21 protein-coding genes are annotated in these 18,382 nt (G+C 67.2%); 17 read left to right on the top strand and 4 right to left on the bottom strand.

Going from position 1 to position 18,382, the window contains the following annotated elements; translation table 11 throughout:
- The first annotated feature begins 24 nt into the window (after positions 1-24).
- The 9 genes from ASPU41_RS05130 (at position 25) to ASPU41_RS05090 (ending at position 9,460) form a co-directional block, all read left to right on the top strand.
- Positions 25-1,143 carry a histidinol-phosphate transaminase gene (locus ASPU41_RS05130; RefSeq protein WP_197515765.1) on the top strand — a complete coding sequence of 373 codons (1,119 nt, stop codon included), beginning with the start codon at positions 25-27 and terminating at the stop codon, positions 1,141-1,143.
- 148 nt (positions 1,144-1,291) lie between these two features.
- Positions 1,292-2,557 (top strand): pyruvate dehydrogenase (acetyl-transferring) E1 component subunit alpha, encoded by a 1,266-nt coding sequence (pdhA, locus tag ASPU41_RS05125; RefSeq protein ID WP_069950013.1) that lies wholly within the window; start codon positions 1,292-1,294, stop codon positions 2,555-2,557.
- Positions 2,557-3,537 (top strand): alpha-ketoacid dehydrogenase subunit beta, encoded by a 981-nt coding sequence (locus ASPU41_RS05120; protein ID WP_069950012.1) that lies wholly within the window; start codon positions 2,557-2,559, stop codon positions 3,535-3,537. The genes pdhA and ASPU41_RS05120 overlap by 1 nt, the downstream gene beginning before the upstream one ends.
- Before the next feature lie 39 nt (positions 3,538-3,576).
- Positions 3,577-5,130, top strand: coding sequence for a dihydrolipoamide acetyltransferase family protein (locus tag ASPU41_RS05115; protein WP_069950011.1), 1,554 nt, complete (start codon positions 3,577-3,579; stop codon positions 5,128-5,130).
- Positions 5,131-5,274: 144 nt separating this feature from the next.
- A complete protein-coding gene (locus ASPU41_RS05110) occupies positions 5,275-6,252 on the top strand; it encodes a LysR substrate-binding domain-containing protein (protein ID WP_069950010.1) in 978 nt (325 codons plus the stop codon).
- A complete protein-coding gene (locus ASPU41_RS05105) occupies positions 6,249-7,349 on the top strand; it encodes a mandelate racemase/muconate lactonizing enzyme family protein (protein WP_069950009.1) in 1,101 nt (366 codons plus the stop codon). The genes ASPU41_RS05110 and ASPU41_RS05105 overlap by 4 nt, the downstream gene beginning before the upstream one ends.
- A gap of 54 nt (positions 7,350-7,403) precedes the next feature.
- Positions 7,404-7,682 (top strand): muconolactone Delta-isomerase, encoded by a 279-nt coding sequence (gene catC / locus ASPU41_RS05100; protein WP_069950008.1) that lies wholly within the window; start codon positions 7,404-7,406, stop codon positions 7,680-7,682.
- Positions 7,683-7,879: 197 nt separating this feature from the next.
- Positions 7,880-8,728 (top strand): catechol 1,2-dioxygenase, encoded by an 849-nt coding sequence (gene catA, locus ASPU41_RS05095; RefSeq protein ID WP_069950007.1) that lies wholly within the window; start codon positions 7,880-7,882, stop codon positions 8,726-8,728.
- Between the two features lie 153 nt (positions 8,729-8,881).
- On the top strand, positions 8,882-9,460 hold the full coding sequence (locus ASPU41_RS05090; protein WP_069950006.1) for a flavin reductase family protein: 579 nt from the start codon (positions 8,882-8,884) through the stop codon (positions 9,458-9,460).
- A 55-nt stretch (positions 9,461-9,515) separates the two neighbouring features.
- On the opposite strand, the gene ASPU41_RS05085 is transcribed toward ASPU41_RS05090, so the two are convergent.
- Complete coding sequence (locus ASPU41_RS05085; RefSeq protein WP_069950005.1) at positions 9,516-9,854, bottom strand: hypothetical protein; 339 nt, start codon at positions 9,852-9,854, stop codon at positions 9,516-9,518.
- Between the two features lie 218 nt (positions 9,855-10,072).
- Between ASPU41_RS05085 and ASPU41_RS05080 the strand changes: the two genes are divergently transcribed.
- The 6 genes from ASPU41_RS05080 to ASPU41_RS05055 all read left to right on the top strand — a co-directional run bounded on the left by ASPU41_RS05080 (position 10,073) and on the right by ASPU41_RS05055 (position 13,960).
- Positions 10,073-11,671: an AMP-binding protein gene (locus ASPU41_RS05080; RefSeq protein ID WP_069950004.1), complete on the top strand. Its 1,599-nt coding sequence runs from the start codon at positions 10,073-10,075 to the stop codon at positions 11,669-11,671.
- Between the two features lie 168 nt (positions 11,672-11,839).
- Complete coding sequence (locus ASPU41_RS05075) at positions 11,840-12,229, top strand: YegP family protein (RefSeq protein ID WP_069950003.1); 390 nt, start codon at positions 11,840-11,842, stop codon at positions 12,227-12,229.
- 241 nt (positions 12,230-12,470) lie between these two features.
- The gene (locus ASPU41_RS05070; RefSeq protein WP_157356938.1) at positions 12,471-12,821 is read left to right on the top strand and encodes a hypothetical protein; all 351 of its coding nucleotides are present in this window, start codon (positions 12,471-12,473) and stop codon (positions 12,819-12,821) included.
- Positions 12,818-13,099, top strand: coding sequence for a hypothetical protein (locus ASPU41_RS05065; protein ID WP_069950001.1), 282 nt, complete (start codon positions 12,818-12,820; stop codon positions 13,097-13,099). The genes ASPU41_RS05070 and ASPU41_RS05065 overlap by 4 nt, the downstream gene beginning before the upstream one ends.
- Positions 13,100-13,116: 17 nt before the next feature.
- Positions 13,117-13,668 carry a hypothetical protein gene (locus ASPU41_RS05060; protein WP_069950000.1) on the top strand — a complete coding sequence of 184 codons (552 nt, stop codon included), beginning with the start codon at positions 13,117-13,119 and terminating at the stop codon, positions 13,666-13,668.
- Between the two features lie 43 nt (positions 13,669-13,711).
- Positions 13,712-13,960, top strand: a complete 249-nt coding sequence (locus ASPU41_RS05055) for a CPBP family intramembrane glutamic endopeptidase (protein WP_069949999.1) — start codon at positions 13,712-13,714, stop codon at positions 13,958-13,960.
- Positions 13,961-13,974: 14 nt separating this feature from the next.
- Here ASPU41_RS05055 and ASPU41_RS05050 read toward each other — a convergent pair whose 3' ends face one another.
- From ASPU41_RS05050 to ASPU41_RS05040, 3 genes are all read right to left on the bottom strand, one after another.
- Complete coding sequence (locus ASPU41_RS05050; RefSeq protein WP_069949998.1) at positions 13,975-14,406, bottom strand: universal stress protein; 432 nt, start codon at positions 14,404-14,406, stop codon at positions 13,975-13,977.
- Between the two features lie 53 nt (positions 14,407-14,459).
- Positions 14,460-15,752 carry an aminotransferase-like domain-containing protein gene (locus ASPU41_RS05045; protein ID WP_069949997.1) on the bottom strand — a complete coding sequence of 431 codons (1,293 nt, stop codon included), beginning with the start codon at positions 15,750-15,752 and terminating at the stop codon, positions 14,460-14,462.
- A 139-nt stretch (positions 15,753-15,891) separates the two neighbouring features.
- On the bottom strand, positions 15,892-16,455 hold the full coding sequence (locus ASPU41_RS05040; RefSeq protein WP_069949996.1) for an NAD(P)H-dependent oxidoreductase: 564 nt from the start codon (positions 16,453-16,455) through the stop codon (positions 15,892-15,894).
- A gap of 125 nt (positions 16,456-16,580) precedes the next feature.
- Between ASPU41_RS05040 and ASPU41_RS05035 the strand changes: the two genes are divergently transcribed.
- Both ASPU41_RS05035 and ASPU41_RS05030 read left to right on the top strand, forming a co-directional pair.
- On the top strand, positions 16,581-17,177 hold the full coding sequence (locus ASPU41_RS05035) for a TetR/AcrR family transcriptional regulator (protein ID WP_197515764.1): 597 nt from the start codon (positions 16,581-16,583) through the stop codon (positions 17,175-17,177).
- A 94-nt stretch (positions 17,178-17,271) separates the two neighbouring features.
- Complete coding sequence (locus ASPU41_RS05030) at positions 17,272-18,327, top strand: Gfo/Idh/MocA family protein (protein ID WP_069949995.1); 1,056 nt, start codon at positions 17,272-17,274, stop codon at positions 18,325-18,327.
- The last annotated feature ends 55 nt before the right edge of the window (positions 18,328-18,382 follow it).

Raw genomic sequence — 18,382 nt, 5'->3', positions numbered from 1 at the left:
GGGACCCGAAGTAGGCTGGTTGGCATGACTTCATCAGAGAACCCGGCCGGGGGCGTCCGGCCCCGCCCGGTGGTAGACCTCCTTCCCCGCTACGCGGCCGGCAAACCGCCCGTCCCCGTTGAGGGCCTGGTCAGCTACAAGCTTTCCTCCAACGAAAACCCGCTCCCCCCGATCCCTGCAGTGCAGCAGGCCATCGCGGCGCAGAACGACTTCAACCGCTACCCGGATCCGCTGAGCAGCAAGCTCCGCGCCGCGCTCGCGGGATTCCTGGACGTACCCGCCGAGGACATCGTCACCGGCGCCGGCAGCCTCGGGGCTTTGAACCAGTTGCTCGCCACGTTCGCCGGGCAGAACGACGACGGCAAACCCGACGAAGTCATCTACGCCTGGCGCTCCTTCGAGGCGTACCCGATCTGCGTCGGCGTGGCCGGCGCCGAGAGCGTCCGGGTTCCGCTGACCGGCGACGGCCGCCACGATCTGGGTGCCATGGCCGAAGCCGTCACGGCCCGCACCCGGATGATCCTGCTGTGCACCCCGAACAACCCCACCGGCCCGATCCTCACCGCCGAGGAAACCGAGCGCTTCATCAAGCAGGTTCCCTCCGACGTTGTTGTGGTCATCGATGAGGCCTACCAGGAGTTCGTCCGCGACGAACACGCCGTGGACGGCATCGACATGTACCGGAAGTACTCCAATGTGGTGGTGCTGCGGACGTTCTCCAAGGCCCACGGCCTTGCCGGGCTGCGGGTCGGCTACAGCGTGTCCCACCCCGAGCTCACGCAGCACCTGCGAGTCACGGCCACCCCCTTCGCGGTCTCCCAGATCGCCGAAACCGCCGCGGTGACCTCGCTGGAGCACTTCGGCGAGGTTGTAGAAAGGGTACAAAGCCTCGTGGACGAACGCGACCGGGTCACCGCCGGACTGCGGGACCTCGGCTGGTTCGTGCCGGAGGCCCAGGGCAACTTCGTGTGGCTCAACCTGGGTGCCGACAGCGCGGAATTCGCCGCCCTTGCGGGGGAACGGGCGCTCTCCGTGCGGGCCTTCGCCGACGAGGGTGTCCGGGTCAGCATCGGCGAAACCGAGGCGAACACCCGCTTCCTGGAAGTCTGTGCGATCTATACAAAACCGCCGCGGCGTTCCTAGCGCTTAACATGACCGCCGCGGCCGGCCTGCTGCGGATAAAGTAAGGTCGAGTAAGCCAAAATATATGCCGGACCGGGAATGTATTACCGGTCCGGCATATATCCCCAGCGATTGCGGCGCATTCGGATGCGTCAAGCAAGGAGACGGTATGGGCGCCACACATCTGCCCTCTACCGAGTTCGACGGAAACGACATCGAGGACCAGCTCGAGGCGGAAGCCGAAGCCCGCCTGGGCGATCCCGCCGAGCCGATGGTGCAGCTCCTCGCTCCTGACGGCACCCTCGGCTCCGACCCCTTCTTCTCGGAATACGCCCGGCGGATCGACCCGGAGAAACTGCGCGGCTTCTATGCTGACATGGCCAGGATCCGCCGCTTCGACGTGGAGGCGACCGCGCTCCAGCGGCAGGGCCAGCTGGCGCTGTGGGTACCGCTGACCGGCCAGGAGGCTGCCCAGATCGGCTCCGGGCGGGCCAGCCAGCCGCAGGACTACATCTTTCCGACCTACCGCGAGCACGGGGTCGCACTGACCCGCAACGTTGACCTTGCCGAGCTCCTGCGCCAGTTCCGCGGCGTCTCCAACGGCGGCTGGAATCCCAAGGACACCAACTTCCACCTGTACACCCTGGTCCTTGCAGCCCAGACCCCGCATGCGGTGGGCTACGCAATGGGCATCCAGCGCGACCAGAAATTCGCGGCTGCGGCCGCAATAGCGGACGGAACAGCGGGCCAGGCCGAGGAGCCCAAGGCCGCCGTTATGGTCTACTTTGGCGATGGCGCAAGCTCCGAGGGGGACGTCCATGAGTCCATGGTGTTCGCCTCTTCCTACAAGGCTCCCGTGGTGTTCTTCTGCCAGAACAACCACTGGGCGATCTCGGTGCCCAGCTCCGTGCAGACCCGCGTCCCGCTCGCCGACCGGGCCAAAGGCTACGGATTCCCCGGCATCCGGGTGGACGGCAACGACGTGATCGCTGTCCATGCGGTCACCGAATGGGCGCTGGAACGTGCCCGCCAGGGGGAGGGCCCGGTGCTGATCGAGGCCTTCACCTACCGCGTCGGGGCGCACACCACGGCCGACGATCCCACGAAGTACCGGGAGACAGCAGAGGAGGGCCGGTGGCGGGCCAAGGATCCGCTGGAGCGGCTGGAGAAATACCTTCGCGCCGAGGGCCTGGCCGACGACGACTTCTTCGAGCAGGTCATGGCCGATGGCGATGAACTCGCCGCCTATGTCCGCAAGACCACCTATGATCTGGAAACTCCGGACATCCGGACTGCCTTCGCCAACACCTACGTGGAGGCCCACCCGCTGGTGGCCGAGGAGCTGGCCTGGTTCGAGGAATACAGCGCAGGATTCGCCGACGGTCCGTCCGCCGACCAGGCAGGGACAGCCCAGGCAGAAGGTGCGGCCAACTGATGACCACCATGACCATTGCCAGGGCCCTCAATGAAGGTCTCCGCGCTACGCTGAACAACCACCCCCGGGCCCTGCTCATGGGCGAGGACATCGGTCCGCTGGGCGGCGTGTACCGCGTCACCGACGGCCTCATCGCCGAGTTCGGTGCGGACCGCGTCGTGGACACCCCGCTTGCCGAGTCCGGCATCATCGGCACCGCGATCGGGCTGTCCCTGCGCGGATACCTGCCCGTCTGCGAAATCCAGTTCGACGGGTTCGTGTTTCCGGGCTTCAACCAGATCACCACCCAGCTGGCGAAAATGCACGCCCGCAGCAACGGCAACCTGACCGTACCGGTCGTCATCCGGATTCCCTACGGCGGCGGCATCGGCTCGATCGAGCACCACTCGGAGTCCCCCGAAGCGCTGTTCGCCCACACAGCCGGCCTGCGCATCATCACTCCGTCCAACCCGCACGACGCCTACTGGATGATCCAGCAGGCCGTCGACTGCCAGGACCCCGTGATCGTCTTTGAACCGAAGCGCCGCTACTGGCTCAAGGGGGAGGTCGACACGGAATCCCCCGGAACTGCCGCCGACCCGTTCAAGGCAAACGTGCTCCGCGCCGGAACGGACGCCACCGTTGTGGTCTACGGCCCGCTGGTGCCGGTGGCCCTGGCTGCCGCCAACGCCGCCGCCGAGGACGGCCGCAGCGTTGAGGTAATCGACCTGCGTTCCATCTCGCCGATCGACTTCGATACCGTGACTGACTCCGTCAGGAAGACGGGCCGGCTGATCGTGGCCCACGAGGCCCCGACCTTCGGCGGAATCGGCGGCGAAATCGCGGCCCGGATCAGTGAGCGTGCCTTCCACTCACTCGAGGCGCCTGTCATCCGCGTCGGCGGCTTCCACATGCCCTACCCGGTGGCCAAGGTGGAGGAAGACTACCTCCCGGACATCGACCGCATCCTCGAGGCACTGGACCGTGCCCTTTCCTACTGACCGCTTCCCGCTGAGGCGCCTTCTCCCACCAAGGACAACATGACTCTTCACAAGTTCAACCTCCCCGATGTGGGCGAAGGGCTGACCGAGGCCGAGATCGTCGCCTGGAAGGTCAAACCCGGCGACACGGTGGCCATCAACGATGTCCTGTGCGAGATCGAGACCGCGAAATCCCTCGTCGAACTGCCATCACCGTTCGCCGGAACCGTCACCGAACTGCTCGTCCCCGAGGGCCTGACAGTCGACGTCGGGACCCCGATTATCAGCGTGAGCGATGCTGCGCCCGCCGCCGCCCCGGTTTCCGCCGCCGCGCCGGCCTCCGATGCTCCGCTGTACGGCAAGCTCGAGGCGGACACCTCCGACGACGGCGAATCGGCCGGGCGCCCGGCCGCCGGCCCCCTGGTCGGCTCCGGCCCCAAGGCCGACGCCGTCAAACGCCGCCGCCGGGCGGCCGCCCCGGCAACGAAGCCGGCGGCTTCGGCAGGCTCCATTGCTGCTCCGGTTCCGCCGGCCGAGCTCGGAGCCCCGACCGCCGGGTTCCCGGTCCGGGCCAGCGAGGCAGGGGAACTGTCGGGGATGGAGGCACACGACATCTGGATCAGCCCGGAGGCCGTGGCCCATGCGGTGCGCCCGGCCCCTGCTGAGAACATCGACCTCCGGCCCACACTCGGCGGCGCCATCAGCGGCCTGGTCAGCAGGGTCCTGGCAAAGCCTCCGGTGCGCAAAATCGCCCGGGACCTTGGCATCGACCTGGCCGACGTCGTCCCCACGGGCGCCCGCGGCGAAGTGACCCGCGAGGACCTGGTGAGCTACCAGGCGCAGCGAGACGCCGAGGTGGACAAGGCGGACACCTTCTGGGGCAAGACCGGCCGCCCCCAGGAACAGCGGATCGAACGTATTCCGGTCAAGGGCGTCCGCAAGGCCACCGCGAGGGCCATGGTTGAGTCGGCGTTCGCGGCCCCGCACGTCAGCATCTTCGTTGACGTCGACGCCAGCCGGACCATGGAGTTCGTCAAACGCCTCAAGGCCTCCCGCGATTTCGAAGGCATCAAGGTCTCCCCGCTTCTGATCCTGGCCAAGGCAGTCATCTGGGCCGCGGCCCGCAACCCCAGCGTCAACGCGACCTGGGTGGACGACCCGGACGGCAGCGACTCCGCCGAGATCCATGTCAAGCACTTCATGAACCTCGGAATCGCCGCCGCCACACCGCGCGGCCTGATGGTCCCGAACATCAAGAACGCCCAGGATCTCTCGCTCAAGGAACTGGCCCTGGCCCTGAATGAGCTTGCCACGACCGCCCGGGCCGGTAAGACCCAGCCCGCACAAATGCAGGGCGGCACCCTGACCGTCACGAACATCGGCGCCCTCGGGATCGACACGGGCACTCCGATCATCAACCCCGGCGAGGTGGCGATCGTGGCCTTCGGCACCATCAAGCAGAAGCCCTGGGTCCTCGACGGCGAAGTGATCCCGCGCTGGATCACCACCCTCGGCGGCTCCTTCGACCACCGTGTGGTGGACGGTGACCTCTCGGCGCGGTTCATGGCCGACGTCGCGGCGATCCTGGAAGAGCCCGCGCTGCTGCTCGACTGAGGCGGTGCCGGCGCCGCGGCTGCTCAGCATTGGTATGCAAAACGTCCCAATAGCTTCGAAATAGGTATTTCCCCTTACTAATGCACCCTCCTAAGCTAGACGGAGCACGGCATATCGCCTGCTCCAAGCAGCCCGGGAGCTCCAATGGAGACGCGTCACCTCAAGTACTTCATTGCCGTGGCCGAGGAACGCCATTTCGGCCGTGCAGCCCAGCGGCTGCACATGGCCCAGCCGCCGCTGTCCCAGCAGATCCGGCAGCTGGAGGAGCAGCTCGGCACAGCCCTGCTGCTGCGCACCACACGCAAGGTTGACCTCACCCCGGCCGGACAGGTTCTGCTGGACCGCGGACGGCTCCTCCTGCAGGAACTGGAAGCACTGGAGGAGGACGTCCGCCAGGTCGGCGCCGGTGCCACCGGCGTCATCCGCGTGGGTTTCACCGGAACCGCCACCTACCGGCTGATGCCCAGCATCGTCCAGGCCGCCCGGCGCACCCTTCCCGGGCTGCGCATTACCGTCCAGGGTGAGATGCTCACGCCGCAGATGGAGTCCGCGCTCGAGGAGGGCAGGCTCGATGTCGCGGTTCTCCGGCCCCCGGTCCGCGCCGGAACGGTGGCCCTCAAACTGCTCGAACAGGACCAGCTGGTTGCGGCGCTGCCGGCGGACTCCCCGCTGGCGGAAAAAGGGACCCTGGAACTGGCGGAGCTCGCCGGCCAGGACTTCATCGGCTACCCGAGCTATTCCGCGGTCAGCAGCATCTTCGTGGACGTCTGCAGGAAAGCCGGGTTCCAGCCCCGCCTGGTGCAGGAGGCGAGGGAAACCTCCACCCTGCTCTCGCTCGTCGCGGCGGGCATGGGCATCGCCCTGGTGCCGATGACCTCCCGGATGTTCTCCTTCCAGGGTGTGGTCTTCCGCCCGTTGCGCAACCCGCCGCCGGTCGACCTCGCCGTCGCCTGGATCCGGGACGCCGAGACACCCCTGCTGCGCAGCTTCCTGCAGCTCTTCGATTCCCTGGCCGCCCCGGACCCGGGCCGGCAACAGCACAGCCTTCGCCCCGGGGAGTCGCCAGCACAGCCCCCGTCCGAGTCACAGCCCACAGCCGCCGCAAAGGAACCGACGTCGTGAAAATTGAACGCATTGAAGCCATCCCGTACTCCATCCCCTACGCGCGGCCGCTGAAATTCGCCAGCGGCGAGGTGACCTCCGCGGAGCACGTGCTGGTCCGGATCTACACGGACACCGGCATTTGCGGTATCGCGGACACCCCGCCGCGGCCCTACACCTACGGCGAAACCCAGGATTCGATCGTCTCGGTGGTGACCAAGGTCTTTGCCCCGCAGCTCATTGGGCTGGACCCGCTGGACCGTTCCAAGGTCCAGCGGCTGCTCCGGCGCACGGTCAACAACCCCACGGCCAAGGGGGCCCTGGACATTGCGCTCTGGGATGTCATCGGAATTTCGCTGGGCACCCCGGTGCACAAACTGCTGGGCGGCTTCACCGACAGCATGCGGGTCTCGCACATGCTGGGATTCAAGCCCGCCGCCGAGCTCCTGGAGGAAGCGCTGCGGTTCCGTGAAACGTACGGGATCGACACCTTCAAGCTCAAGACCGGGCGGCGGCCGCTCTCCCTCGACGTCGAGGCCTGCCATGTGCTGCGGGAGGGCCTCGGTGCGGACACCGAGATCTACCTCGATGCCAACCGCGGGTGGACGGCGAACGAGGCCATGGAGGTCCTCCGCCGGACCGAGGGTCTGGGCCTGTCCATGCTGGAGGAGCCGTGCGATGCCGGCGAGGCGATGGGACGGCGTCGGCTGGTGCAGAGCTCCAGCATCCCGATCGTGGGCGATGAGAGCGTCCCCACCCTCGGCGATGTCTCCCGGGAATTGCTCTCCGGCGGCAGCAACGCCATCTGCATCAAAACCGCGCGCAGCGGGTTTACCGAAGCCCAGCAGATCCTCGGGCTCTGCGAGGGCCTCGGGGTGGACGTCACGATGGGCAACCAGATTGACACCCAGGTCGGCAGCCTCGCCACGGTCACCTTCGGCGCGGCCTTCGAGGCCAGCTCCCGGCGGGCCGGGGAGCTCTCCAACTACCTGGACATGACGGACGATCTCCTCGCGGAGCCGCTCGAAATCAACGGCGGCGCAATCCGGGTCCGCGAGGTCCCCGGCGTCGGGGCCGCCATCGATGCCGACAAACTGCAGAAGTACCGTCAGGACTAGGCCTGCCAGGCCGCACCTGACTTCAGGCAACCCCACCACCGCAAGGAGAACCACATGCTCTACCTGGTCCGCATGGACGTTAATATCCCGCTGGACATGCCCACGGAACGCGCGGACGCCATCAAGGCGGAGGAACGGGAGTACTCCCAGGAGCTCCAGCGCGACGGCCGCTGGCCGCATTTGTGGCGGGTCGTCGGCGAGTACTCCAACTACTCGGTGTTCGACGTCGCGGACAACGACGAGCTGCACACTCTGCTCTCCGGACTGCCGCTCTTCCAGTACATGGACATCAAGGTCACGCCGCTGGCCAAGCACCCCTCCGCCGTCGAATAGCCCGCACCGCATTCATATCGAAAAGCTTTCAATGCTCCGGAAATAGGTATTTCCCCTCGCTCAATTAGGGGCCTACCGTTGAAACACCACCGGATGTGATCCGCAGCACCACGCGGCATCAAGCACGACATGCCGGAACCCTCGAACCGCTTCTGACCACGGTTCCTCACTAACCGTTCTTTGACAAGGGAGTCACCATGACAACGGAAACCCAGGCCACCGCCGCAACCTCGGGCGCGGGCGCAACCGCCCGCTTCCGGGAGAACAAGCACTTCGCCACCAGCACCAGCCAGGAGCGGGTCAGCACCCTCGCCGGCCGCGTCATCAAGGCGATCAACGACACCGTCCTGGAAGAGAACGTCACCTACGACGAGTACAACGCCGTCAAGGCCTGGCTTATCCAGGTCGGCGAGGACGGCGAATGGCCGCTGTTCCTGGACGTCTGGGTGGAGCATTCCGTCGAGGAGGTGGCCAACGCCAACCGGCACGGTTCCAAGGGCAGCATTGAGGGGCCCTACTACGTCCCGGACGCCCCCACGCTCAACACCCCGGCCACCCTGCCGATGCGCGACGACGAACCCGGCACCCCGCTGCTGTTCCAGGGCCAGGTCACGAATGTCGCCGGGGAGCCGCTCGCCGGGGCGCTGATCGAACTCTGGCACGCTGATGACCTCGGCTTCTACTCCCAGTTCGCCCCCGGACTGCCGGAATGGAACCTCCGAGGCTCCATCATCGCCGACGCCCAGGGCAACTTCCAGATCAACACCATGCAGCCGGCGCCCTACCAGATCCCCACCGACGGCGCCTGCGGTGCGCTCATCGCCGCGGCCGGCTGGCACGCCTGGCGGCCCGCCCACCTTCACCTGAAGGTCTCCGCCCCGGAGCACCAGCTCATCACCACCCAGCTCTACTTCGAAGGCGACGAGCACGTCGCGGACGACATCGCCTCTGCCGTGAAGCCCGAACTCGTCCTCGCCCCCACGGAGCGCGCCGACGGCAAGGGTCGCGAAGTCACCTACAACTTCGTTCTCGACCCCCAGGACTAATCCTCCACCAGGACTAAACCTCCAGCCCGGGTCCGGGGCCGAACACGTTCGGCCCCGGACCCAACCCAAACACCCGCCCCACCACCGGCCCTGATGCCGCTCGCCCAAAATCCAGCCGCCCCGGCCATGAACAACAGCAGGAAGGAGAGGCCGATGACCCAGGAAGTCATGGGTGCCATTGACACCCGCGGACTGCGCCAGGCTTTCGGCACGTTTCCCACGGGCGTCACGGTGGTCACCACCCGGACGGACGACGACGCCCCGCACGGCGCCACGGTCAATGCCTTTACTGCGGTTTCCCTCGACCCGCCGCTCGCCCAGGTCACCCTGACCCGGAGCTCGCGCGCCGCACGATACCTCGAAGGTGCTCCCTTCGCCATCAACATTCTCTCCGTCGAACAGACGGATGTGGCCCTGCACTTCGCCGGCAAGGCCCCCGGCGAGGAACCGGAATGGACCCTGGCAGGCAATGTCCCGGTGCTGACCCGGAACGCCGCCACGCTGGAATGCCGGCCGTGGAACATCTACGACGGCGGCGACCACATCATCGTCGTCGGCGAGGTCATCGCCCTGGAAATCACCACGCGGGAACCCCTCCTGCTCTTTGGCGGCAAGTTCCGCCAGCTCGGCCGGTTCGTCGAGGGGGCCCCGTGGGACCTCCCCGGGGACGCGCCCGAATCGGGCTGGTTCGCAGGCTCCAGCTCCTTCAAACCGCTTCTCAAGCGCAACTAAACTCCCGGACCGGCCCCGGCGCGACGCTGCCATCCGGGAGGCAAGGGCAGCTGGCCTAGCTGCCCGTGTAGTTCGACAGCAGCTCGGCCATGGCCGGATCCCCGCTGATGCCGGCGAGGGCGACGGCGGCGGCGAACATCGCGCCGGCGAAGCCGGTGGTGCACGCGGTTATGACGGCAAAGAACTTCCAGTCGTCGCGGACGACGCTCCGCAGCGTTCCGGGCATGCGCAGGCCGGGGGAGATCCTGTTGGGGGCACTGTCCGTCGAGTTGTCGTCCAGGACGGCGAACACGCGGTCGGCCTGGCGGTCGACGCGCATGGTGATGATGTGGTTGCCGTGCCGGGCCAGGAGAATGTCGTGGCCAACGAGCTGACGGCGCTGAAGAGAAGGCATTTCCATCCCCTGGAACTCTATAAATTGGATGTCCACGCCGGTGGGGGCACTTTCAATTTTGCTGCCAGCGAGGGGCTTCGGCGGGCCGGAATTCGCGTGGAACGGCCCATTGGCCGCGGTAACGCGCGCCAGCGGGGTCCTGTCCAGGACGGCAGCCCGGCACTAGAGTGGCACCAGCCGCCGCCAGCCGGGCGGACGCGGATCAAAGGAGATGTTGCGTGTTTTCTAGCCCGTTCCCCGATGTGGAAATTCCCGACGTCAGCGTTTACGACTATCTCTTTGGCGGCCTGGAGGAGTCGGACCTGGACCGGATCGCCGTCGTCGACGGCACGAGCGGTGCGGAGACCAGCTACCGGATGCTGGTGGGCCAGATCGATGCCGTGGCGGGAGCCGTCGCAGCCCAGGGCCTGGGGGTCCACGGCGTCGCCGCCATCCTGTGTCCCAATGTCCCGACGTTCGCCGTTGTTTTCCACGGGCTGCTGCGGGCCGGCGCGACGGTGACTACCGTCAACTCCCTGTACACGGCGGACGAGATCGCCCTCCAGCTCGCCGACGCCGGCGCGGAGTGGCTGTTCACCGTCTCCGCGTTGCTCCCGGCAGCCCAGGAAGCGGCGACCCGGGCCGGCATCCCGGCTGACCGGCTCGTTGTCCTCGACGGCGCCGCCGGACACCCTTCCCTGCAGTACCTGCTGACGGCGGGCGCCCCGGCACCGGAAGTCAGCTTCGACCCGGCAACCCACGTGGCCGTGCTGCCCTACTCCTCCGGGACCACCGGCCGGCCCAAGGGCGTGATGCTCAGCCACCGGAACCTCGTCGCGAACGCGGAGCAGTCCCGCGGGCTGCTCAAGGTCACGCCAGAGGACCGGCTGCTGGCACTGCTGCCGTTCTTCCACATTTACGGACTGACCGTGCTGCTGAACCTCGCCCTGCGTCAGCGTGCCTGCCTGGTCACTATGCCGAAATTCGAGCTTGCCGAGTTCCTGCGGATCATCCAGGACCACAAATGCAGCTACCTGTTCATCGCCCCGCCGGTGGCCGTGGCCCTTTCAAAGCACCCGCTGGTTGCCGACTACGATCTCAGCTCCGTGCACACCACCCTCTCCGGTGCCGCACCGCTCGACGGCGAACTGGGCAACAGGCTGGCCGAACGACTGTCCTGCCGGGTGCTGCAGGGCTACGGCATGACCGAGATGAGCCCGGTGTCCCACCTGATTCCGGTGGACGCCGCGGAGGTGCCCGTAAGCTCGGTCGGCTACACCGTGCCCAACATGGACTGCCGGCTGCTGGACCCAGCCACCGGAATGGAAATCGACATCCCGGCCGAGGGCGTCAGCGCGCCCGGACACCTGCTGTGCCGCGGACCGAACGTGATGCTCGGCTACCTTAACCGGCCCGAGGAAACTGCGGACACGCTCGATGCCGACGGCTTCCTGCGCACCGGGGACATTGCCACCGTGCGCGCCGACGGAGTCGTCACGATAGTGGACCGGCTCAAGGAACTGATCAAGTACAAGGGCTACCAGATCGCTCCGGCGGAGCTTGAGGCGTTGCTTCTCACCCACCCCGGCATCGCGGACGCGGCGGTGATCGGGACGTCCGACGCCGACGGCCAGGAGGTGCCGATGGCCTTTGTGGTGCGCCAGCCCGGGGAGGACGGCGAGCGGCTCGACGAGGCCGCGGTGATGGACTACGTGGCTGCCAAGGTGGCGCCCTTCAAGAAGATCCGTCGGGTCGAGTTCATCGACGCCGTGCCGAAGTCCTCCTCCGGCAAGATCCTGCGCCGGATGCTGAAAACGGCAGGGGCGGCCGCCGGATAGGCCCGGGGGGCAGACACGCCCCGGACTCGGGGGCGGCGGGCCCGGCAGCTGTCATAAAAGGTTCCAGCGGACAATAATTGTGACACAGCACACCCGGGGCGCCGTCCCAAAGGCGTATAGTCGGGAGCAGGTCAGGACGCGGCCACTGGATCCTCTCGTGGAGCTTTCATGCCAAAGATTTCGCCCGTCCTGCCTTCCGGCGCCAAACGCGCACACACCGTTCGGAACGCCCCGCATGCCCCGGCCCGGTCCGGCACGCGTGCGCCAGCTGAAGTCCGCCGGCCCTCGGCGCCCGGAAAATTTGAACTCGTCCGGGCCGACGGGGACGGGTTCCTCATCCGTATCCTTGACGGCAACGGGGCCGTGCTGGCCCTCTCCCGAACGTACCCGGACATTGCCGCCGCCGTGCAGGGTGTCGAGGCCGTGCGCGAGTGCGCCGCCACCTCCCACATCTCGGACCAGACGGCCGGCTCCCTCGACGCAGGCTCCCTCCCGACATCGACCGGACCTGCCTGGCCCGCTGCCGGCCTGGCATCCGATCCCCTTCCGCTTCCGTAAAAGCGGCCGCACTACCGCCGACACGGAATTTCCTGTCCGGTGGCTGCCGATCACCATTGGGGGTGACCGGAGGCCGCCGGAGACGAGCGCCAGCGCCCCCATGGGTGCTGGCGCTGTCGGCTCCTGTGACAGTGAAAGTCGGCCCAGTGTCCAAGCTCCTCCAGTTAATCAGCGGGATGGGCAAGGTGATCCGGGTCCTCGGTGCCCCTCGTCTGGCCTCGCGGTGCTCATTGCGGCCTCCGTGGCGACCAACGCGGCCGACCGCACGGTCGAGAACATCTCGACGGAGCTCCACGACACGTTGGCCGGGCTGAACGTGCAGGGTTCGTACGTGCTGGTGGCCCACTGGCTGGCGGGAATCTACAGCCTGGACAACCTCGACCGCTACCCCGGTGAGGTCTCGGCCCTTGTCACGATCGATGCCACAGTGCCTGAGGACTTCGCTGTAGCTCCCCGGAAGAGCCCGTGGGAACGTGCCCTGTCGGTCAGCGGCTGGGTGCGCTGGATGACCGCACTCAATCCCGCCATCACCGCCCCAGATGCCCCCTCGGGGTCTATCCGGAGGCCGACCTCGGGGGGATCCGGTCGATGACCATCTGGAACTTTGCCAATCCGGCCGTCATCGACGAGAACAACAGGATGGCGCAGAACTTCGCGGCGGTGTCGGCTCTGGGCTATCCGGAGGATCTTCCTGTGCTGGCGTTCCTGTCCCAACAGCTCATCAACGCCAACCCGGAGTGGCATCCCGCGCACAAGCGGCAGCTGGAACCGCTGGATCGTTCCCGGCTCGTCGTGCTGCCGGGCGGTCACTACCTTCACTGGACACACTCCCAGGAGATGGGGGAGTCACTGCGGAAGTTCCTCCGCTGAAAGAGGTCAGGCAGGACATGGTTCTCACCACCAGCTCACCGTCGGATTTTCGCACCAACATCACCCACACCCTGAAGCGGGTCGCCGCGTCGCCGTCCGCCTGGTTCTATGCCGCGCTGTGGTTGGCCAGCGCGCTTGTGCTCGGCGTCGGAGGCGCCGGCTTGTCGGTGGCGGTGAGCCTGCTGGTAGGTTGTGTTTTGCTTCTGCTCAGCCTGCTGGTGGTCGGAACCTCCCGGCCGGTACCGGCAGCGGTGGCCCTCACCGGAGGGGCGCGACGCCGCGTGTGGCTGCAGCTCGGACTGGTGCTGGTTGTTATCGTCCTAACCGCCTGGAACAACCTGGCCTTCCACCATGTTCTGCCACCAGGCTCGGCCATCCCGGGGTGGACCGTGCTGGTCGACTGGCTGGGACGGCTCGGGGAGCAGTGGTTCGGTACCGGTCTGGGGTCCGTTGTGGTCAATCCCGTTACATACGTCGTGATTCCGCTGGTCTTGCTGCTGCTGGCCGGCGCACGTCCTGGCGACCGGCCAGTCGACGGTTCTCAGGCTGCTGGGGAATTTCGGATTTGATTTCCTCCAGAACGGCTTTATCGAAGAGTTCCTCTTCAGGGGCGTGCTGCAGACGCGGCTGCGCCTGCTGGCGGGCACGGGGTGGGCCCTGGTCCTTCAGGCGCTGGCATTCGGCGTCTGGCATCTTGGCCTGGGCTTCACCAACACCGGGCATGCCGGCCTGGTGCCGGCCATTGCCAGCACCATCGTTCACCAGTCACTCCTCGGGCTGGCCCTCGGTGTCCTGTTCGAGCGCACCCGAAACCTGCTTGTCCCCACGGTCGTGCACGTCGCCCTCAACAGCATGGGATGAGGGCCGACGCACCCCTACGCCGAAGCGTCGGTCTTGGCGATGTAAACGTCGCAGGGGGCATTGTGGGCCACGGAGTTGGCGACGCTGCCCAGCACGCGGCCCAGGCCGTGCATCCGACGGTTCCCCACCACGATCAGCTGGGCCCCGGAGCGGGCCGCTTCGTCGATCAGTGCCTCGGCCGGCTTGCCGCGGGCGGCGGCGTAGGTGACGTGCAGTGCCGGGGTGCGCAGGCTGTCCGCGACGCTGCGGGCGACCTTTTCCGCGTCCCCCGCATCGGAGACAATCCATTTGTCGCTGCCGCTGCCGAAGACCTCGGTCCGGTCGCTGTCGAACGCGCTGACCACATGAAGGGTGGCCCCGAGCGAGGCGGCCAGGTCGCGGGCGGTGTGCGCCGCCTTCAGGGCAGTTTCGCTGCCATCGACGCCGACAACAATAATTCCGGTCATGAAATGCTCCTTGAGGTCAACGAACGTTTGCGGCCATGCGCCAATGACTCAGGCTACAGCGCCGCGATGGCTTCGCGCAGGACCGGCGCCAGCCGGCGGACTCCCTCGCGGATGGACTCCGGCGGAACGGCGCTGAAAGCCAGCCGGATCTTGTTTGAGGGATTATCGGAATGGGTAAACGCCGCGCCAGGTATGAAGACCACCCCGGCTTCGATTGCCTTCTTCAACAGCGGGTAGGTGTCCACGCCTTCGGGCAGGGTGACCCAGACGAAGAAGCCACCCTCCGGACGGGTCCAGCTCAGGCCCGGGGGCATGTACTCGTCGAGGGCGGCCAGCATCGCGTCACACCGCTCCTTGTACAGCCCCCGGTACGTCTCGATCTGGCCGCGCCAGTCGTAGTCGCGGAGGTAGGCGGAGACGAGCATCTGGTTGAAGGTCGGCGGGCACAGGGTGACAGCCTCCGAGGCCAGGTAATAGCGGCGCTGAAGGTGGGCCGGGACGAGGGCCCAGCCGATCCGCAAGCCCGGCGCGAAAATCTTTGAGAAGGACCCCATGTAGATCACGTCGTTCGGGTTGCCGGCCCGCAGTGGGGTCAGCGGTTTGCCGTCGAAACGGAGCAGCCCGTAGGGGTTGTCCTCCAGGACCAAAACATTCGCCTTGCGGCATATATCAACAACCTGCTGCCGCCGCTCCGCGGAAAGAGTGATGCCGGAGGGGTTGTTGAAGCTCGGGATGGTGTACAGGAACTTGATGTTCTTGCCCGCCGCCTGCAGAGCGGCAATCTGGGCCTCCAGCAGGTCCGGGATAATGCCGTCACCGTCCATCGGCACGGTGGCGACCTCGACCTGGTAGGCCTCGAAGGTGTTCAGGGCACCCACGTAGGTCGGGTCCTCGACGAGCACCACGTCGCCGGGGTTGCAGAAGACCTTGGTCGCAACGTCCTGCGCAGACTGTGAACCCGCCGTGATCACGACGTTTTCAGGTTTGGCGTCGAGGATTCCTTCCGCGGCCATGACTTCGCAGACCTGGGTACGAAGTTCCTCGGTGCCCTGCCCGCCGCCGTACTGCAGCGCGGTCATGCCTTGCTCGGCGATGATTTTCGCGGCGGTCTGGCCGAGCCGTTCCAGCGGCAGGGACTGGAGGTAGGGGCTTCCGCCCGCCAGGGAGACGAGGCCGGGCCGCAGGGAGATGTCGAAGACATCGCGGACTGCCGACTGCTTGATATTTGCTGCGCGCTCCGAGAACAGTTCCTCGTGGCGGTGGGCGGACGTAGCCGCGCGTTCGATTGCGTCAATTGCCTCGGCCGGGAGTACCTCTGCGGCGGCATCAAGTGTTTCGTGGGTCACATCTCCCAGAATACAACCCATGTTGCTATATAGAAAACCTTTGTTTCCAAACTGGCCGCGGGTCCCGGACGCAGAACACCCCCGGCCGCTTTGAACTGGTCGCTGGCGGCGTCGGGGGTGTTCGGTATGGAGCGTGAGATTATGCTGCTGCGACCGTGCGGGAATCCTCCAGTGCGGCGAAGATGCCCTTGATCTGTTCCACAACCTCGGCGTCGTCCTTCGGGTGGACCTCGGCGAAGCGGACCATGGAGCCCGGGATGGCGAGCTTGACGTCCTCGAGGACCCGGGCGCCGGCGATGCCGACGGCCTTGCGGGCCTCGTCCTGGGCCCAGACTCCGCCGAACTGGCCGAAGGCGGTGCCGACGACGGCGGTGGGCTTGCCGTTCAGGGCGCCGGCGCCGTAGGGGCGGGACAGCCAGTCGATGGCGTTCTTGAGCGAGGCGGGGACCGTGCCGTTGTGCTCCGGGGTGACCAGGAGCAGGGCGTCGGCGCTGTTCGCAGCGGCGCGCAGGGCGGCTGCTGCGGCGGGAACCTGGCCCTCGACGTCTATGTCCTCGTTGTAGAACGGGATGTTGCCCAGGGTCTCGTGGATGAGCACCTCGACCTGCTCCGGGGCGTTCAGCTGGATGGCTTCGGCGAGCTTCTGGTTGGTGGATTCGGCGCGCAGGCTGCCGACGAGGGTGAGGACGGTGTTCTTGGACATGTGAACTCCTGGGGGTCGCGCCGCGGGGGATCCTGCGGCTGGCTGGTCATGGAGGCTTTGGCGGCCTTCACTGATCTAAACGGACTGCGGTCCGTTTCTATTTCCCCGGGGCTAGAATGTGCGGTGTGAGCTTAATCCCCATCCGTCCCGGCGTGGAGCCTGAACGCCGCGACGCTGCCCGGAACCGCGAGTTGCTGCTTCGGGTTGCCCGGGAGCTCATCGAGGAATGCGGGGCGGACGGCCTGACCATGGGCGCGCTGGCGCAGCGGGCGGGCGTGGGAAAGGGGACGGTCTTCCGACGCTTCGGCAGCAGGGCAGGCCTGATGATGTCCCTCCTCAGTGACGCGGAGGCCCAGTTCCAGGGGCGCTTTATGTTCGGCCCGCCGCCGCTCGGCCCCGGCGCTCCGCCGCTGGAGCGGCTCATCGCCTTCGGCGAGGCGCGCATCGCGTGGGTGCTGGAATTCGGCGAGCTGGCCCGGGCCGCGGACGTTTCCGCCTTCAACCGGTTCGACGTCCCGGCGGCCGTGCTCTGGCACCGGCATCTGGAGATGCTGCTCCGGGAAGCGGGGGTCACGGCGGACCCCTGGCTGATGGCCACTTCGCTCAGTGCGGTCCTGGAGCCGGAGCGGATCCTGCACGCGGTCCGGGAGCACAATATCGCTCCGGAGCGTCTCGCCGCGTCCTGGCGTGAGCTCGTCTCGCGCGTCGTGCGCGGCGCCTAGCCCCGCAGGGTCTGCGCCCGGACCAGGAGATCCTTCTCCGGCCGTCGCCGTTTAAGCCGGGAACTGACGCGGTGCGCGGGGGTAGCGTGGGACCATGACAACAGACTCCAACCGGCCCCTCCGCACGGCCGTCGCCGGCTTCGGCCTCTCGGGCAGTGTCTTCCACGCCCCGCTGCTCGCCGCCGACCCTGCGTTCTCCGTCGAGGTGATCTCCACTTCCGACGCCGAGAGGCGGGCCGACGCCTCTGCCCGGTATCCGGGCACCCGCCTGGTGGATACCCCGGCGGAGATCCTGGAACTCGCCGGCGAACTGGACCTGCTGGTCCTGGGAACCCCGCCGGCCACCCACTACCCGCTCGCGAAAGCCGCGCTGGAAGCCGGACTCGACGTCGTCGTCGACAAACCGTTTACCGTGCGCAGCGCCGAAGGCAAGGAGCTCATCCAGCTCGCGGCGCGGCTGGGGCGGGTGCTCACGGTCTTCCAGAACCGGCGCTGGGACGGCGACTACCTGACCGTCCGCGGCCTGCTGGAGCGCGGCGTGCTCGGCAACGTCACGCGGTTCGAATCCCGCTTCGAACGCTGGTCCCCGGAAGTCGCGAAGGCCTGGAAGGCGGCCGCGACGGCGGACGACGGCGGCGGGGTGCTGTTCGACCTCGGCACACACCTGCTGGACCAGGCCGTGCAGCTGTTCGGTCCCGCAACGGTCACCCACGCGGAACTGGATGCCCGGCGGCCCGGCGAAAAGACCGACGACGACGTGTTCCTCGCCCTGCGGCACGAATCCGGTGTGACGAGCCATCTGTGGATGAACATGCTGTGTGCGCAGCAGGGACCGCGCTTCCGGCTGCTGGGCAGCGAGGGCGGCTTCACCAAGCACGGCGTTGACCCGCAGGAACCCTTTATCGTGGCCGGCGGCAGCCTGCTGGACCCGGACTACGGCGTCGAAGACCGCGACTGGGCCGGGCTGCTGGGCCGGGACGGGCACCTGGACCGGCTGCCCACCGAGCGCGGCGCCTACCCGGAGTTCTACCGGATCCTGGCGGCGAAGATCCACGACGGCGGGGCCGCCTCGGCGCTGCCGCTGCCGGTGGACCCGGCGGGACCGGTGGAAGTGCTGCGGCTGATCGAACAGGCCCGGTCACTGGCTTAAACACAATCGACTGCTCCGCAACCGCCGTTTTGGGGGTCCCAAAGGGCGGTAACGG

Source organism: Arthrobacter sp. U41, assembly GCF_001750145.1.
Classification (GTDB): domain Bacteria; phylum Actinomycetota; class Actinomycetes; order Actinomycetales; family Micrococcaceae; genus Arthrobacter.
This window is presented reverse-complemented; position numbering and strand designations above follow the sequence as displayed.

Bases quoted from the DNA above. Each gene is read 5' to 3' on its own strand.
- ASPU41_RS05120 (WP_069950012.1), top strand. From the start codon at position 2,557: ATGACCACCATGACCATTGCCAGGGCCCTCAATGAAGGTCTCCGCGCT.
- ASPU41_RS05115 (WP_069950011.1), top strand. From the start codon at position 3,577: ATGACTCTTCACAAGTTCAACCTCCCCGATGTGGGCGAAGGGCTGACC.
- ASPU41_RS05040 (WP_069949996.1), bottom strand. From the start codon at position 16,455: ATGTCCAAGAACACCGTCCTCACCCTCGTCGGCAGCCTGCGCGCCGAA.
- catC (WP_069950008.1), top strand. From the start codon at position 7,404: ATGCTCTACCTGGTCCGCATGGACGTTAATATCCCGCTGGACATGCCC.
- ASPU41_RS05090 (WP_069950006.1), top strand. From the start codon at position 8,882: ATGACCCAGGAAGTCATGGGTGCCATTGACACCCGCGGACTGCGCCAG.
- ASPU41_RS05030 (WP_069949995.1), top strand. From the start codon at position 17,272: ATGACAACAGACTCCAACCGGCCCCTCCGCACGGCCGTCGCCGGCTTC.
- ASPU41_RS05110 (WP_069950010.1), top strand. From the start codon at position 5,275: ATGGAGACGCGTCACCTCAAGTACTTCATTGCCGTGGCCGAGGAACGC.
- ASPU41_RS05085 (WP_069950005.1), bottom strand. From the start codon at position 9,854: ATGCCTTCTCTTCAGCGCCGTCAGCTCGTTGGCCACGACATTCTCCTG.
- ASPU41_RS05130 (WP_197515765.1), top strand. From the start codon at position 25: ATGACTTCATCAGAGAACCCGGCCGGGGGCGTCCGGCCCCGCCCGGTG.
- ASPU41_RS05060 (WP_069950000.1), top strand. From the start codon at position 13,117: ATGGTTCTCACCACCAGCTCACCGTCGGATTTTCGCACCAACATCACC.
- ASPU41_RS05065 (WP_069950001.1), top strand. From the start codon at position 12,818: ATGACCATCTGGAACTTTGCCAATCCGGCCGTCATCGACGAGAACAAC.
- ASPU41_RS05075 (WP_069950003.1), top strand. From the start codon at position 11,840: ATGCCAAAGATTTCGCCCGTCCTGCCTTCCGGCGCCAAACGCGCACAC.
- ASPU41_RS05050 (WP_069949998.1), bottom strand. From the start codon at position 14,406: ATGACCGGAATTATTGTTGTCGGCGTCGATGGCAGCGAAACTGCCCTG.
- pdhA (WP_069950013.1), top strand. From the start codon at position 1,292: ATGGGCGCCACACATCTGCCCTCTACCGAGTTCGACGGAAACGACATC.
- catA (WP_069950007.1), top strand. From the start codon at position 7,880: ATGACAACGGAAACCCAGGCCACCGCCGCAACCTCGGGCGCGGGCGCA.